Source organism: Aeromonas sp. s4, assembly GCF_040907855.1.
GTDB lineage: Bacteria > Pseudomonadota > Gammaproteobacteria > Enterobacterales > Aeromonadaceae > Aeromonas > Aeromonas caviae.
In genome coordinates, this window is record NZ_JBFOCP010000059.1 from 17,332 (window position 1) to 33,407 (window position 16,076).

The following is a 16,076-nucleotide window of genomic DNA, read 5'->3' on the forward strand; positions in this document are numbered from 1 at the left end:
TCCTGCACTGATTCCTGTAGTTAAATGTTCTGCGCTGCTGATCGCTGCACTTATTCCTGCACTTATTCCTGCACACAAATGGTCACAAACGGATCACTCGGCGGCTGGCCGAGAAAGGTACTCCACCCCAGGCGGGCACTCTGCTCTTCACCCAGCCTCAACCCCCTCGCCTGCTCCTGACCAAACCCCAGGCGCAGATCCCAGGCCAGCTGATCGCGCAGGATGAAGGAGACGAAGGTCACCAGGGCGTGAAAGTGCTCCCCGTTCGGCAGAAAGCCGAGAAACTGGCCAAAGCTCAGGTTGTTGATCTTCAACAAGAACTTGCCGGCACAGTCATTCACCTTGTCACCGATGACAAAATCGCTCCCCAACGTGGCGCAGGCGCCGCCGAGGCGATTTTGCTGATCCTGATGAATAGGCACCTTGCGCCATTGCCAGGCGCTCACCTGCACGTCGGCCAGATCGAAGCAGTGGGCCACCAGACCGGCCACCACCTCGGGGGAGCGGCTGGGGCTGGCCAGCATGCCCGCATAGGAGAGCATCTTAGCCCGGTTGACCGGCAGGCTCTGGCATACCGCTTCGTTGCCAAGCCCTACCAGGGCAAACATCAGACGGGAGAAGCCATCCTCGCCGTTGTCCTGAAACCGCACGTGGTAGCGATACTTGCGCCAGATCCGGTGCAGCAGGGTCAGCAGACGGTGGTGGAAGAAGTCCAGAAACAGGCCGAGCTTCTGCTCCCCCTGGGCGTACTCCCACGCCAGCGAATCGAGGTAATAGCCGGGCATAGGCGACTGACTGCCGTGCAGGCCGAGGAAGGCCACTTCCAGCTCGTGGCGGCCCTGCCCGTCCCGACCAATCTGCAGCACGTCGCTGGTGGGGAACCCCAGGGAGGCAGTCGCCTTGAAGCGGATGTTCTCGTCACCGGGGAGGTAGTCGAGCCCTCGCTCCTGATCGGCGCCATCGAGCCGGTTGAGCAGCTCAACCAGCTGGAAGAAGTTGAAGCGGGGCGCCTCCCGGGTGGCGTTCACATCAGGGAGTGCTGACCGATCTGGACTGGCCATTGGTAGCGCTCCTTGTTGTCGAGATTGACCACCTCAAGCAGGTGGAAGGCGTTGACGCTGGCATAGAGCGAGAAGAAGTGGGCCAGCACGGTACTGAACAGATAGAGCTCCCCTTCGCTGCCGAAGGCGGACTGGCGGATGGAGAGCACCGACTTGAGCCCCCGCACCGGCATGCCGCGCACCAGCCGATCCACTGGCTTGGTCTCGATCTCCTCGATCCCCGCCAGCCGCTTGCGCGAGGCCTGCTCGGCCTGCTTGTCGTGCAGCGCCGGAAAATCGTAGGTGCGCAGCACCTGCACCAGGGCATCGCGGCGCAGCAGGGAGACATAGTTGAGCGACAGGTTGGATATCAGCGTCCAGTGCAGACTGCCGTCCAGCGCCGGGCGCAGCGGCCGGGTCGGCCGGATCAGGTTGCGGAAGGTGGCAAACGAGGGCGAGCTGCCGGTCGGCACGCAGACGCTGCCCACCTTGAGACGGGCGGCGCGGGAGCGGTTGGTGCAGGTGAGCGTCACCGAGATGGATTCATCCAGTTCGACCGTGGTGGTTTCATCCCCGCGCACGAACGAGAGGCTGTGTTCGAAACCATCCCCGCTCACCGCCTCCTTGACCCGCACCCGGTAGTAGAGCGCCAGCCGCTGTTTGGCCCGCTCGATCTGGTGCTGGAAGCTCTCGAACGGCTGATAGATGCGCGGCGTACCGCGGGAGCGGCCGAGGTTCCCCTCGACCCAGCCCTCCACCTGATCCACCGAGAAGATCTCGAAGCTGTCGGCGTGGCGATAACTTGCCTTGAGGGGATACTCCGCCTGACGACCGTTGAGGTTGACCGGCTCGCTGTCGTGCTGGAACAGGTTGATGGCCGGCACGCAGTTGAGCATGAAGGAGTCGGGACGGATCTTGAGCTCCGCCGGCAATGGCCGGTCGAAGCAGAAGTGCACCTTGAATTCGCTCACCGGCAACGGCTGTTTGGGCCACTCGCCACCGGAGAGTTCGAAGAAGAGGAAGCTTTCCGGGAAGCAGAAGTACTCCTGCAGGATCCGGTAGCCGGAAAAGACGTTGTTCGGATAGGGCAAGAGCGCATCATCACGCTCGAAGCCGACCGATTTGAGGGCCTTGGCCTCCTGACGAAAGCGCTTGCCGTCGATCTCCAGCTCGATATGGGAAAGCTGGTTGGAAAGCCAGAAGTAGAGCTCATAGGCGGTGTAGCTGTCGCCACCAAGGAAGAAGCGCAGCTTGTCCAGCTGCAGTTCGCTGAGCGGCAAGGGGGCATGCAGGGCGATGTCCAGCGAGATGGTGGAGAGATCGTTGCCGCTCTGGGCCGCGATATGGCGGATATCGGCCGGATAGACCCAGGTATCGTGACAGGTCTGGAAATGACAGGTCACCTCGTCCAGGGGCAGACTGTCGAGCTGACAGCCTTGCCTGACCAGCGCCGGCTGGGCGATGGCCCCCGGAATGACAGAAAACTGCATGATGGTCATGCTGGGCACGGGACGCAGGTAGTTGGGCCAGAGCATGTTGAGCAGACCGTGGGTCAGCTCGGGAAACTCATCCTCAATCTTGGCGCGCAGGTTGCCCGTGAGGAAGGCGAATCCCTCCAGCAGGCGCTCCACGTCCGGATCGGTGTTCTGCTCCGACAGAAAACGGGTGAGCTCGGGATAGGCGTCGGCAAATTCGCGCCCTTGCAGGCGCAAAAATGCCAGTTCATCCCTGAAGTAATGTTCCAGCGACATTGATCAGACCATGCGGTAGTGACGGTGACTGTCCATATGGACGTTGAACGAGGTAACTTGCTCGAGCTGCTCCAGCCGCACGTGGGCCGTCACCTGAAACGTCATCTCAAGCGGACTCGCCTGATAGTCGGGTGAACGGACTTCCACATGCACGATCCGCGGCTCATAGCGGCGGATGCATTGCCGGATCGCCTCCCGGATCCGCCCCTTGATGTCGGCACTGCCCTGGGTGGCGTCATTGAGATCGATGACACCAAGCTCGGGGGCACTGCGACAGTTGCCGGGACGGGTGTTGAGGATCTGGTCGAGCTGCCGTTTGACGGAGTCCACCAGTTCATCCACTTCCGAACGGGGGGAGGAGCCAAGCCCCTCCCCCCGAATGCGATCAAACAGGCTGGCCGCATTGCCTCTATCCCAGGATGAGAGATGCGGCATCGGGCCTTATTCCTTGTCCAGACGACCTACCAGAGAGAGCTCGAAGCTCGCTCCCATGTACTTGAAGTGCGGGCGCACGGCCATGGCGACCTGATACCAGCCCGGCTCCCCTTCCACGTCCAGCACCTTGATCTGGGCGGCGCGCAGGGGACGACGGCTACGCACGTCTGCAGGGGGGTTCTCCTGGTCGGCCACGAACTGACGGATCCAGTTGTTGAGTTCCCGTTCCAGATCCTGGCGTTCCTTCCAGGAACCGATCTGCTCGCGCTGCAGCACTTTGATGTAGTGGGCCAGGCGGTTGATGATGAACATGTAGGGCAGCTGGGTACCCAGCTTGTAGTTGGTTTCCGCTTCCTTCCCTTCCTTGGTGTTCGGGAACACCTTGGGCTTTTGCACCGAGTTGGCGGAGAAGAAGGCGGCGTTGTCGCTGTCCTTGCGCATGGTCAGGGTGATGAAGCCCTCTTCCGACAGCTCGTATTCACGGCGATCCGTGATGAGCACTTCGGTCGGGATCTTCGCCTGCAACTGACCCATGGCCTCATAGACATGCACCGGCAGATCGTGAATGGCGCCACCACTCTGCGGACCGATGATGTTCGGGCACCAGCGGTACTTGGCGAAACTGTCGGTCAGGGAGGTGCCCATCAGATAGGCGGTGTTGCCCCACAGGTAATGATCATGGTTCGAGCTGATCTCTTCCTGGTAGTTGAAGCCCTTGATGGGGTTCTCGGTCGGATCATAGGGCAGACGCGCCAGGAAGCGCGGTGCAGTCAGACCCAGATAGCGGGCATCTTCCGACTCGCGCAGGGAGCGCCACTTGGTGTAGGCCGGCCCTTCGAATACCGATTTCAGGTCCTTGATGGAGGGCAGATCGGTGAAGCTGTCGACCCCGAAGAAGGCGGGGGCGACGGAAGAGATGAAGGGGGCATGGGCCATGGCGCCCACTGCACTGACATACTGCATCAGCTTGATGTCAGGGGAGCTGTGGGTGAAGGCGTAGTCACCAATCACGGCGCCGACCGGCTGTCCGCCAAACTGGCCATAACCGCTGGAATAGACGTGCTTGTAGAGGCCGGACTGGGTGATTTCAGGAGAAAATTCAAAATCTTCCAGCAGCTCTTCCTTGGTGGCGTGCAGCACCTGGATCTTGATGTTCTCGCGAAAATCGGTGCGATCCACCAGGAGCTTCAGGGAGCGCCAGGAGGACTCCAGCTCTTGCAGCTCCTTGGCGTGCAGGATGACGTCCATCTGCTTGCCGAGCTTCTTGTCGAGCTCGACGATCATGCTGTCCACCAGCGCCTTGTTCACCGGCTCTGTGGTGGTGCCGCTGTCCAGAATGTTGGCAATCAGGGCTGCAACGCCCTGCTTGGCGACGCTGTAGCCCTCATCCACCGGGGTGATGCGAGCCTGCGCCATGATTTCGTCCAGCAGGGACGAGGAGGCTGCACTCGCCCCCGCTTGAACCTGTTCTTCGACCAGAGACATAATTTTTCCTTATAAGTCAGTCAATTAATCTGCTGATCACTCGGCAGGCTTAATCAAATCCAGCTCCTTGAGCAATTGCTCGCGAGCGTCGTCACTGGACAGCAGATCCTGCAGACGGTTGCGGAAGGCGGGGATATTGCCAAGCGGCCCCTTCAGGGCAACCAGCGCCTCACGCAGCTCCAGCAGCTTGCGCAACTCGGGCACTTGCTGGGCAACGCTGTCAGGGGTGAAGTCTTCCAGGGACTGGATTTTGATCGACACGGGCAACTCGTCCTGGCTGTTCTCCTCCAGGCGGTTGGGAACCGAAAAATTCAGCTCCAGTGCAGATTCTTTCATGACGGAAGAAAAATTATTCTTGTCGATGGAGACGGTCTGACGCTCCTCGATGGGGGTCTCTTCAGAGCGCCCTTTCATATTTCCAACCACCATCATGGTCAACGGAAGCTCTATTTCCGCCTGTTGGCCACCGGTTGCCGGCACATATTTGATATTGATACGTTCTTTGGGCGCAACAGTGGCGCCATCAATCCCTTTTCCCATGCTCTAGATACCAAGTTGAGGATCCATGAAGACCCAAAAGCTTATAGCCAATGCTTTTGTCGGCAACTGTAAAAAATGACAGTTGACGTGCTCAGGACGAAAATGAACAAAAAAGCACCAGCCAACCACGCCTTTTCGATATATTCCAGGAGAGAGCCTGGATATCCAAAAAGCAGCATTCAGCTTGTTATTAAATACAATCCGATTACGTCTCTACTCTTCGTTAGAGATCATACCTGGCTTAAGAGCCATTTGTAGCGAATGGTATATTTTTGATGATGATAACGTCAACGACAAATATATTTGCACATGTATCAAAATCAAAATAAATGCACAAACACCAATAAAAACAACAAGATAGAGTCAAGCCATCAAAATGTAAACTTGGACAAAAAGTGTATGAAAGTTGTATTTAGTGAAGAGTTAAATAGGAAAAATCTGATTTTAAATCTTCATAACCTCTCATGATAAGCCATAAGCCGCGCTCATTTTCCGAACACAAAAAGAGATTTTTCTGACAACATCCGATATTATTTTTGTCAAAAAAACCGCCAGGATGCATTATCAAGGCGGTATTGGATGGCGATAATAAGTGGGAAATGGCTTTATCCACTCACTGTTATTTTTATCACTATATCTCATTCATGTTATGGGAATGGCATCATATGCCCTCTGACGCCTGCCCCATTTCACCGTGTTTATCCAGCCTGATGAACCAGTGCTGCGCCAGTTTTTGACCGGCACTTTTTTCTTGTGCCGTCATGCCTTTTTCAAGTTCACGGCTGGCGGCGGTTGCATCAATATTGCCATCCGTTGCGGCCAATAAATACCATGCATAAGCATGCAATCTATTGCGGGGGGCTCCCCATCCCTGCTCACGCATGATGCCCATGCGATATTGTGCTTGCCGATGATTGGCGTTTGCCGCAGCCCGATACTGTTTCATGGCTTCGGTGTAATCAGCCTCACCACCCAGCCCCAGTCGCAGCATCTCGCCGTAGGCATATCGAGCCTCGACATTGCCCTGCGAGGCGGCCAGAGAGAGGCTCTTGCGCGCAGCTTTCAACTCCCCCCGTTCCTGTTGCAGGGTCGCCAGTTCAAGCTGAGCCTGGCTCACCCCCCCCGCAGCAGCCAGATTCAGCCAGTGCTCCCGTGCGGTGATATCGCTCTGCTGCAGGCTCAATTGATATTCGGCGTCATGGGAACCATTGCCTGCCGCCAGCTCCAGCCAATAACGGCCAAGCGCCAGGTCCTGGGCAACCAGATCCCCCCTCAGATAGGCCTGCCCCAACCACAGCTGGGCAGGAGCAGCCCCAGCATTGGCGGCGCGCTGATAGAGGCTGAATGCCTCTTCAGAGGGCGCCTTGCTCGCCAGTACCAGTAAAGCGTCCGGCTGTTGCTGGGCTGCGGCTTTCTCATACCAGCGCAGGGCAAGATCGGCGCGCTTTATCACCCCTTTCCCTTGCTCATAGCGAGCGCCAAGCTGGAATTGGGCATCCCGATTCCCTTGTTCGGCGGCTTTCTCCAACCACTTGACGGCCTCTTCATCGGCCCCCGCCTGACATGCATACCACTGCCCCAGAACCAGCTGGGCATTCCCATGATCCCGCTTGGCTGCATGCTCGAACCAGTCGAGACACTCACTGACCAGCTTCCCCTTGTGCCGTTGCAGGCACTCCTGACCCAGTTGATAGCTGGCCTCCGAATTGCCCAACTTGGCGGAGCGCTGCCACCACTGCCTAGCCAGTGCAGGATTTTTGGGCTCTCCCAACCCCACCTGATACCAGCTTCCCACCTGTAGTGCAGCCTTGCCCCGAATATCGGCATCTGCCGCCAGCGGACCGACTTGATCGGCAACCTGCTTCATCCAGCGCATCGCCTCGGGATAATCCGGCTTCGCCGCCAAACGGTTGGCCAGCTCATATTGCGCCTTGCCCTGGCCCTGCTGGGCGGCTTGGGAGAGTTCAGACTCGGTGAGTCGTGTAGTTGTAGAACATGCAATAAGCAAACTAGCTAATAACATCGATAGTAAAGCTCGATATACCATCTATAACACCCGCAGTTTTAAACAAGAGGATAATGACAGATTTAGTAGAAACACCCAAAATACCAAAAACACATAATAAAAAACACTCAACAATATTCTAGAGAAAATTAAAGGGGTCACAGCAAAATATTTGTCAAGCCTGATTTAGGGTATTCCTTTTTTATCAAAGATGCATAATGTTGATCATGGTAGTCAAAAGTTATACCATCAATATATTCTTTTGAAATACTGTGGCAAGCATGACCTGGTAAAAAAAAGTCATCTTCTATTTTGTATGGATAACAATCCACATCATATATGGAGCAATAGATGTAGCAAGCACTAGCGGTAAATTGAAAGAAATCTTCTTTACTATCTTTATCTAGCGTGCCGATAAACGCATTCATTCCTTTCGTAAGATCTTCTAGTGATAGAATCCCCCGTTCAATATAGGTTAGAAGACGCCCAGTTGAACGATAATGGCCATGCTCTCCCCAATCTCGGTCCATAACCAAGAATCCCTCATTTCCTCTAAAGAAATTCCATGGTTTTGTTTTGAACTCTGATATGAACTCAATTTCATTATATGGCTTCATTATTGCCATCTCATCGTATCATCAAAATAACTAAGCAGCTTTTCGATATACCCATCATGTTTTATGTTTTCCGCACCATGCAATGCGGCTTATTTTGCCCCACCTTTAGTTTTCCCGCCAGGAACCCATTCACCAGAAATTGCCCCTGGTTCATTGCCAGTAGCCACTTTATATTTAAACCGACTATCACCTCATCCTTGGATTATGTATCCCCGGTGGGGAGCTACTCTTTCATTCATCGCCATTTTGCAAGTGGCTCTGAAATAGTTCCATTTTCAATATTAATATCATGTTGCCAAAAACGCTCACCTTTAAATGATGGTTCATGTGCAAGAACAACTCTCACTGTTTTTTCTGCTGAAGCCGATTGGTTTGCTAAGCAATATATGCAACTGCCAGGTTCTTTAAATGAAAAACGGGTAATGAAAAGTAAATCTCCCTCCTTATCAAAAAAACTAATGCCAGAGGCATTTAAAGCCGCCACACCATCTAACTTCTTATCATAAGCAGCGTCAACATAATCACCTATCACTTTTATTTCTTTACCATCATAAACCCAAGAAATATCATCATCATTTAAATAAACTCTCATTTTTATTCCTGTGGCAAGACTATGCAAGCTTGTTGCCATCGAGCGACTGCCAGTAGACTGGCCGCCCATGACATCATGCTTGAAATAGCTGAAAACCCAGCTCGTCCTGCTCGGTCGTCATCTTGCCGTAGAGGGAAAGAAAACAAATAAAAAGGTCATGGTATTACGTTATCCTAACCTATACATATCCACTTCCTGAATTAATAAAGGTTAAGTCCAGTGACCGACGATAACCATACTATACAAATTTCTCTGATGATTTCCAATTACACCACACTTATTAACCCTATGCCCTGCACATATTAATACGGGCGCTTACTCTAGCAGGGTTAGTTTATCCATATAAATACATTAGTTCATCTACCAAATCTCTTTCCTCGGAACTGAATGGCTTTTTGCTAAATATACTAACATGTTCAAATATCGCTCTAATTGGAATGGGGCGTTGAACGTCAGATATTATATCGATGAAACGTTTAGCATCTGGATCTATACCTAAAAGATGATTTTCTATCAATCTTTTTGCATCATCTCTTAATTTATGTCTACCCATATCATTCTCCTGGCAATATATCGGCCTTATCCTCCTTTATGTCTATCAGTTGATATAACAGTTTCACTTCCCTGTCGGCAGCCTTCCGCCTGGGAGAGTCTCAATATTTATTTTGCTCTAACCATAACGATACATAGCTTCATCAAGCATTTCTTTCTCAGCATCAGAGTACTTTGATTGGTCGCACCCTCTCATACTCTCCTTAATCCCCCTGATCGGTATTCTTCTATTTTTATCTTTGAGGATTTCAATTAAGTTTTCATAGTCAGAAATAAAATCCTCTTTATGATTTTCAATAAAGATTATTAATTGCTCTCTAAAGTATTCACCTTCGGTCATAATCATTCCTTTGGTAAAATATCAATTGCATCAGCCTTTATATATAAAGGCTCATCAGTGTTAGGAACTAGCTGTCTAGCACCACCCTTTCCATACTCTGGATAAGCCTCAGTGAATGGTTCGAGATCTGCCCCTTTCCCCCCATGACTTCTAGGTACCTCCACTCTTGGAACACCTGAGCCATCATATAATTGCAAAGTATCAAACTTGATACGTAATCGTCCATCACTCCATGACTTATCTGGATCATTCATTGTCACATGTTTTGGCGCTCGAATCTGGAATGCCTCTGTAACCTGATTACCTGTATCTAATTTATCAAAACCGAAATATGAAAGCCGAGCTTCTCCTGTGTTAATTGCATCCTGGCCATATTTATATAACGAACCATCATCATTTAAATATCGGTCATACCGATACCCAGTGCTCGGCAAAGTTGCATCTGGACCGCTTGGCCCGACATAAAAATCAGGTTTGCTACCACCCACACTCGGTGGTGATTCCAAAGCATCTTGGTGTTTAGACTGAATAACACCACTAGCATCGGGACACTGCCCCGGCACATTACTTAACCCTAGCGGATCCACCCAGCCTGTAGGGTTGGGGGCATACTGGTAGTTATTGAGCCCGCCGGCCAAGCCTATCGGGTCAGGGGTGATAAATCTACCCGTGCCGGGCTGGTAGTAGCGGTGGCGGTTGTAGTGAAGCCCCGTCTCGGCGTCAAAATACTGCCCCTGGAAACGCAAGGGGGTTGCCACCTCGGCGATCTCTTCACGCCAGACATTGCCATAGGCTCGATAGCGCACCTGCCAGGCGGTGGCCCCGCTTGTGCGGGTCAGTGCCAAGGGAGTGCCCAGGTGGTCAAGCTGGTAGTGGAATACCTCGGCCTTCTGCCCCTCCCCTTCCAGCTGTGCCAAGGGTTTGAAACTGCCGGGTTCATAGATAAAGCTGCGGTACTGCTCGTCAGTACGATGCTTGTCATCACCGAGCAGATAGTGGCTCTCGGCAATCAGGTTGTTGGCCTGCCACAGGAATTCGGTAACCTGCTCGCCTTTTGCACCCTTTACCGTCTTGCGAATGCGGCGACCAAAGGCATCGTAGTCATAACAGGCAGTGCTGCCATCGGGCAGTTCAGCCCTCACCAGCTGGTGCTGGCAGTCGTAGTGATAGCGGGTCACCAGTTGCTGGCCCTTGCCGCGCCGCTCCAGCGCCAATCGGCCAAATTCGTCGTACTCGAAGTGGCGATCGCCACTCAACAGCAGCCGGTTCCCCTGGGTGCGGGCCCCATCGAACTGACCACCCGAACGTTCACCCAGGAGGTTGCCGGCCGGATCATGCAAGAAGCGCTCGGTCAGCTCGCCCCGCACCTCCAGCAAGCGGTCCAGCGGATCGTAGCGATAGTGCTGCTCCCCCTGCACGCTGTCATCGATGTGCAGCAGGTTGCCCGTTCTGTCATAGCCATAGTGCCGCTCGCGGGCGACCTGCTTGCCCCGCTGCAGACGCAGTGCCGAGAGGCGCCCCTGCTCGTCATATTCGTACTGCTGGGTCAGTGCCCCTTGCTGCCTGCGCAGCTCAAGCCCACCCACCACCTGGTGGCGAGTGAGTTCGGCGCCGTTGAGATCAATGCCGCCAAGCGCGCCGTGCTGATAGTGATAGCCAAGCCGGTTGCCGTCAGGCAGTTGCCAGTGTGACAACCGTCCCATGGCATCGTATCGGAAATGGCTTGAGGCCCACCCTTGATGCTCGGCCACCAGATGACCGGCACCATCGTAGTCAAATGCCAGGGGCCAGGCACCGTCGTCGACCCGGATGAGCTGGCCATGGCCGTCATACTCGAAGGCGATCTCGCGACCATCTGGCAGGGATTTTTTCAGCAAGCGCCCCATGGGGTCGCGCTCATAGCGGGTGACCAGCTCGGTCTCCTGCTTGCCGAACTCCACTTTTTCGCTCAGGCGTCCGTTGAGATCATAACGGTAGGCGGTGGTGCGACCATCGAAGCCGGTTTCCCGTGCCACCAGCCCGTTGGGATGGTAATGGATACGATGCTGTTCACCATGCTCGTTCTCGATTTCGCTGAGAAAGAGCTTGGCGTTGTCGTAGCGGTATTTGAGCTCGCTGCCATCGGGGTTGATGCGCCGACTCACCAGATGCAGGCCAGGGTGATATTCGAAACGTGTCTCGCGACCCAGCTCGTCCCACTGCGCCGTGACCTTGCCATAGGCGTTGTACTCATAGCGGCGAACGCCGCCCCCGGGCAGATGGACGGCACTGAGGCGATCTGCCGCGTCCCATTCATAGCGTGTGATTGCGCCACGCGGGTCTTGTCGCACGATCTGGCGGCCCAGCTCGTCATAGCGCCAGCGACTTATCCCGCCATCGACCCCTTTTTCTTCGATCAGCTGGCCAAGGCGGTTCCATACCAATTCGGTGCGGGTGCTGTCCGGGTGAACCACAGAGCACAGCTTGCCCTGAGGGGTATAGCCATAACGGGTTTCGTTCCCCAGGGGATCCCGCCTGGCAATCAGATCCCCTTGCGGATTGTGCTCAAAGCGCCATTCGCGCTCCCCCTGCACTATCTTGCGAACCCGGCCATCCCAGTAGTGATAGGCAGTCTGACTGCCGTCGGGAGCCACTTCGAGGGCCAACATCCCCTCTTCGTCGTAGTGATAATGGGTCTCGGCCCCCAGCGGATCACGGGCCAGTACTTTCTGACCCTTGTCGTTGTAGGCAAACTCGGTTATCGCACCATCCGGATCCTGCTGGCGGACAAGACGTGCCTGGCTGTCGTGCTGATACACCTCCTGACTGCCATCGGCATTGAGTACCGTCACCTCGCCCTTGTCATCATCCCAGCCATAGGTGACATCAAAACCCGCCACATCGCTCCAGTGGCGGATGGCGCGGGCAGCCTTGCCTTTCCCTTCCCACTCCCAGAAGAAACCGGCACCACCAGCCAGACGGCGCTCAACAATGACCCCATCATCACGATAGCGATAACGCTCGCACTCCCCGGCCCCATTCTCGGCCGCTACCAGGTGACCATGGTCATCGTAGTGGTAGCGTTGCAGCGTGGCCTGGGGCTGCCAGGCAATGCCATCAAAGCGCTGCAACTCGAGCGCCATGATGTGGTCGCCCTCGTAAGCGAGACGAAGGGCCAGCCCAGCCTCATTTTCAACCCAGGCGGGGCGCCCTTGATGGTCAGAACGCACTGTCAGTCGATTGCCGTAGGGATCGGAAAAACCGGTCAGCCGCCCAATCTCGCCATGCCAGGTAAAATGCAGGAACGGCGAACCGGCCTTGGCCAGGATCACTTCATCAGCCTCGTCACCGAGGTAGACCGCCGCCTCCGACAGCAGGTTGGTCACCATGGGTCTGGCGGCTGATGGCAACGGCAGTTCCGTTGCCAGGGACTCCTCATCCCACCAAGTCAGGGTATCGCCGTGACGTTCAAGTCGGTGCGCAAGGGCATGCGTCCAGCCAAGCCCCATGCCGCAGGATTGCGCGACGGCGGAGGTGCGATAGAGGCGCCCGAAGACAAAGGGAAGCAGACCCGGCAGTTCGCCATCTTGCAGTGCCAGCAACTCTTCCCCCGTCACCATGGAGACCGGGCAGTTGTTCTTGCAGGTGCTGGCTTCCGGTTGATGGGGCCGGTTGGCCGGGGTAACTGCCTGTTTGGAGGCATCCGGAGTCTTGTTCACCTGCTTGATTTCGGTGTGCCCCTGGAATCGGCGTTTGGCCGCCGTGCCTTTTTCCACCAGCGTGTTGGCATTGCCATCGACCAGCTTGAGATCCGCTTTTTTGGCCGGGCTCAACGGTGCAGCCCCGGTGATCAGCACCTTTTTCGCCTGCTGGGCGTGCTGGGCCAGGTTGTGTTTCCTGGAGAGATCGACCAGGGAAGTGACCAGTCGCATGACCCGGTCACTGTTCTTGGCCATGGTGGCAGCCTTGGCACCATAGCGTGCAGCCAGGCCTGCCCCGCCGGTCAGTATCACCCCGATGATCACGTCAATCAGTACCGACGAAATTACCTGAGCACCAAACTCGGTCTGCTGATCCGGGGGCAGCATCTTGACCCAGCACACCAGGGCATAGGCATAGAGATAAAGCAGTGCTTCATCTTGCAGTACCAGCATGGCAGCTTCCATCTGGGAGGCTCCGGCCTTTGCCATGGCCGCTGCGTCCACCCCGAACTCGGCCAGCTTTTTGGCGTTGCCTACCGGATCGGCCAGCAGGTTGTAGATGGTTTTAAGATCGTCCCACACTCCGACCAGCGCCTTGCCGATACCGCTTGCCGCCGCCAGCACATGGCTGCCAAACCCGCCACCAGTGCCGCTGTAACGGGCCCACGCAGCCTTGTGCTCACTGTTCCACTCCTTGGTGAGCCAGGCCTCCAGGTCTTTTTGAACCGGGGCATAAGAGGCAAACAGCGTATCCAGGTCGCTCTTCTTCACATTGGGGTAGAAGGTCACCCGATAGGACTTGCCCGGGGTCAGCTTACCAACCTCGGCAATACCCTTGGCATCCAGGGTTCCCTCCTTGACTACCGCCTCGCTGACAAAACGTCCGTGCACCAGCTTCCCCGCCTCCACCTTGTACGGGGTATTGCCGATGGGAATAAACCTGACGGATTCGAACAGATGAACCAGCCGCAGCGTGCCGCTCAGCGGGCACTGCGTCACCACCGACTGCGCCTTCTTGCTGCCGGACGATGCCGTGATAGTCTTGTCGCCCACCTTGATGGTCTGCTCCATGTCCATGCTGAGCATGTCACCCAGGAAGAAACTCTCGGCATCCTTGCGATAGGCACTCAGGACGTTGCGATAATCGGCGATCACTTCGTTGAAGACGGCCTGGCCGACATTGCTCATGCTTGAACCTCATTGATCAGCGCCGCTTCCAGCGCCGGAAACAGATCGATATCGGGGGATGGATGACGGGAGACAAAGCGGGCGACCTTGCAGCGCAGGTTCGCCTCGGGAAACGCCCAGTAGAGCTGACCGTTGTGATCCGCCAACTGCTGCATCAGGTTGTTGATAAGAGGGGCGGGATCCTGTCTCGCCAAAGTCGCGGCAATGGCAGGGGGCAGCTCCCACCAGGGGAATGCGCGTGGTGCGGCGGCTTCTGACGCAGCCCATTCGAAGCCATCCCCCCCGACCCAGATTCCGTTCACTCCAGGCAGCAGGGCGGTGAAGCCCTCTCCCAGCTGGACCAGAATGCGTTTCAGATACACGCCATCCCAGTAACGGAAGAAGACCGCCTCCCCCTGGTGCCAGATCTGGGTCAGCCCCTGCAGATGGGCATAGAGGGCATCGACAGGCTGCTCGCTCGCCACTATCCAGCCCCAGTCTCTCGCCTCGGCGCCCTGCGCCCACTCGATAAAGGGGCTATCCTTGTCGAGCGCCACCAGATAGGGCATGACGGGATGCCAGTCTTCATAAGGGGTGCCGAGATAGAGCCCGCGTGGCGTTTCGCGGCCATCGAGCTGGTAGTAGTGCTGCAAGGGAGCCGCATCGCAGGCCCCCGCCAGCACGGCATAAAGAGGGGCTGATTGCCTCTGTATCCACGCTTCCAGCGGTGTGCTCTCAAATCTCACAGCCACCCTCCTTGCATTTTTCACACTCTTCACAGAAAGGGGCGGCACTCTTCATGGTGGCCAGTTGGGCAGGAGTGAGCGGTACCTTGGGTTTGGGGGGAACACTGACACCCAGAGGGCCCAATGATGACTTGCCGCCCCATCCCGAGCCGGCCCCCGGGCTGCCGCCCGAATTCATCTTGATGGTGGGCCCCACCAGGGTGACGCCGCCGCCATCGACCTTGATGAAGCAGCCGCCGACCTTGACGGTAATGTCTGAGCCCGCCTCCAGCACCACCTTGGCACCGGCTTTGACGTGCACTTCCTGCCCGGCCTGTGTCAGCCAGCTGTCACCCAGTTTTTGGTGCATGGAGGTGTCAACGCCGAGGGAATAGTCGGCCTTGATGTGATCCCGTTTTTCACCGTTCACAGTGAGGTGATCATTGGCCTTGATGCGAGTCACCCGCTCATTGTCGATATCGGTGTGCTGGTCGTGCTTGATGTGCCAGGCGGCATCATTTTCGATAAGCACGTTCAGGTCTTTCTGACCGTGGATATAAATCTCTTCCTTGCCAGCCTGGTCTTCGAAACGCAGCTCGTTGAAGCCCTCGCCCTGGTGGGTCTCGGTGCGCAGCACGGTGCGGGTCTTGTTGGCTGGCAGCTCGTAGGGCGGCCGATTGGTGGCGTGGTAGGTGCGACCGGTCACGATGGGCTGGTCGGGGTCCCCTTCCAGGAAACTCACGATGACCTCGTGGCCGATGCGCGGGATGGCCATCATGCCGTACTGACCCCCGGCCCAGCCCTGAGAGACCCGCACCCAGCAGGAGCTCTGGTCGTTGGAACTGCCATACCTGTCCCACGGGAATTGCAGCTTGAGCCGGCCGTGTTCGTCGCAGTAAATCTCCTCCCCTTCGGGGCCCACCACCATGGCGATTTGCGGGCCATCCACCATCGGCTTGTGGGGTGCCTCGGGGCTGCCGATGCGCGCCCGCCAGGTGGTGCTGGCTTTCACCACCCCGAATTCGTTGTGATAGATGGTGGGGCCGCTCCCCCCCTCCTCCTCCAGCGCCTGCGGCTGCAAGCCGGTGTGCTGGATGCGCACCACTTGCCAGTCGGTGTTGAGGCTGCCGTTGGGGTGTTCGGTGAG

The 16,076-nt window shown here is 56.0% G+C and carries 13 protein-coding genes; all 13 read right to left on the reverse strand.

Annotation, left to right across the window (positions count from 1 at the left end):
* Window positions 1-62: 62 nt before the first annotated feature.
* Entirely contained in the window at window positions 63-1,061 is a 999-nt protein-coding gene (gene tssG, locus AB5Y89_RS20300; RefSeq protein WP_011705716.1) for a type VI secretion system baseplate subunit TssG, read from the reverse strand.
* Window positions 1,025-2,791 carry a type VI secretion system baseplate subunit TssF gene (gene tssF / locus AB5Y89_RS20305; protein WP_368224390.1) on the reverse strand — a complete coding sequence of 589 codons (1,767 nt, stop codon included), beginning with the start codon at window positions 2,789-2,791 and terminating at the stop codon, window positions 1,025-1,027. The genes tssG and tssF overlap by 37 nt, the downstream gene beginning before the upstream one ends.
* A gap of 3 nt (window positions 2,792-2,794) precedes the next feature.
* Window positions 2,795-3,226: a type VI secretion system baseplate subunit TssE gene (tssE, locus tag AB5Y89_RS20310; protein ID WP_042015698.1), complete on the reverse strand. Its 432-nt coding sequence runs from the start codon at window positions 3,224-3,226 to the stop codon at window positions 2,795-2,797.
* Window positions 3,227-3,232: 6 nt separating this feature from the next.
* Complete coding sequence (gene tssC, locus AB5Y89_RS20315; RefSeq protein WP_042015701.1) at window positions 3,233-4,711, reverse strand: type VI secretion system contractile sheath large subunit; 1,479 nt, start codon at window positions 4,709-4,711, stop codon at window positions 3,233-3,235.
* A 36-nt stretch (window positions 4,712-4,747) separates the two neighbouring features.
* Entirely contained in the window at window positions 4,748-5,251 is a 504-nt protein-coding gene (tssB, locus tag AB5Y89_RS20320) for a type VI secretion system contractile sheath small subunit (protein ID WP_041215379.1), read from the reverse strand.
* A gap of 661 nt (window positions 5,252-5,912) precedes the next feature.
* Window positions 5,913-7,274, reverse strand: coding sequence for a tetratricopeptide repeat protein (locus AB5Y89_RS20325; RefSeq protein ID WP_368224403.1), 1,362 nt, complete (start codon window positions 7,272-7,274; stop codon window positions 5,913-5,915).
* A gap of 140 nt (window positions 7,275-7,414) precedes the next feature.
* Window positions 7,415-7,882 (reverse strand): hypothetical protein, encoded by a 468-nt coding sequence (locus AB5Y89_RS20330; RefSeq protein ID WP_368224392.1) that lies wholly within the window; start codon window positions 7,880-7,882, stop codon window positions 7,415-7,417.
* Between the two features lie 226 nt (window positions 7,883-8,108).
* A complete protein-coding gene (locus AB5Y89_RS20335) occupies window positions 8,109-8,504 on the reverse strand; it encodes a hypothetical protein (protein WP_141227087.1) in 396 nt (131 codons plus the stop codon).
* Between the two features lie 295 nt (window positions 8,505-8,799).
* On the reverse strand, window positions 8,800-9,018 hold the full coding sequence (locus tag AB5Y89_RS20340; RefSeq protein WP_368224394.1) for a hypothetical protein: 219 nt from the start codon (window positions 9,016-9,018) through the stop codon (window positions 8,800-8,802).
* A 117-nt stretch (window positions 9,019-9,135) separates the two neighbouring features.
* On the reverse strand, window positions 9,136-9,357 hold the full coding sequence (locus tag AB5Y89_RS20345; protein WP_368224396.1) for a hypothetical protein: 222 nt from the start codon (window positions 9,355-9,357) through the stop codon (window positions 9,136-9,138).
* A gap of 2 nt (window positions 9,358-9,359) precedes the next feature.
* On the reverse strand, window positions 9,360-14,225 hold the full coding sequence (locus tag AB5Y89_RS20350) for an RHS repeat-associated core domain-containing protein (protein WP_368224398.1): 4,866 nt from the start codon (window positions 14,223-14,225) through the stop codon (window positions 9,360-9,362).
* The gene (locus AB5Y89_RS20355) at window positions 14,222-14,950 is read right to left on the reverse strand and encodes a DUF4123 domain-containing protein (protein ID WP_368224400.1); all 729 of its coding nucleotides are present in this window, start codon (window positions 14,948-14,950) and stop codon (window positions 14,222-14,224) included. The genes AB5Y89_RS20350 and AB5Y89_RS20355 overlap by 4 nt, the downstream gene beginning before the upstream one ends.
* On the reverse strand, window positions 14,940-16,076 hold a 1,137-nt coding region (gene tssI, locus AB5Y89_RS20360), incomplete at its 5' end, for a type VI secretion system tip protein TssI/VgrG (RefSeq protein ID WP_368224401.1). The genes tssI and AB5Y89_RS20355, both read right to left, overlap by 11 nt.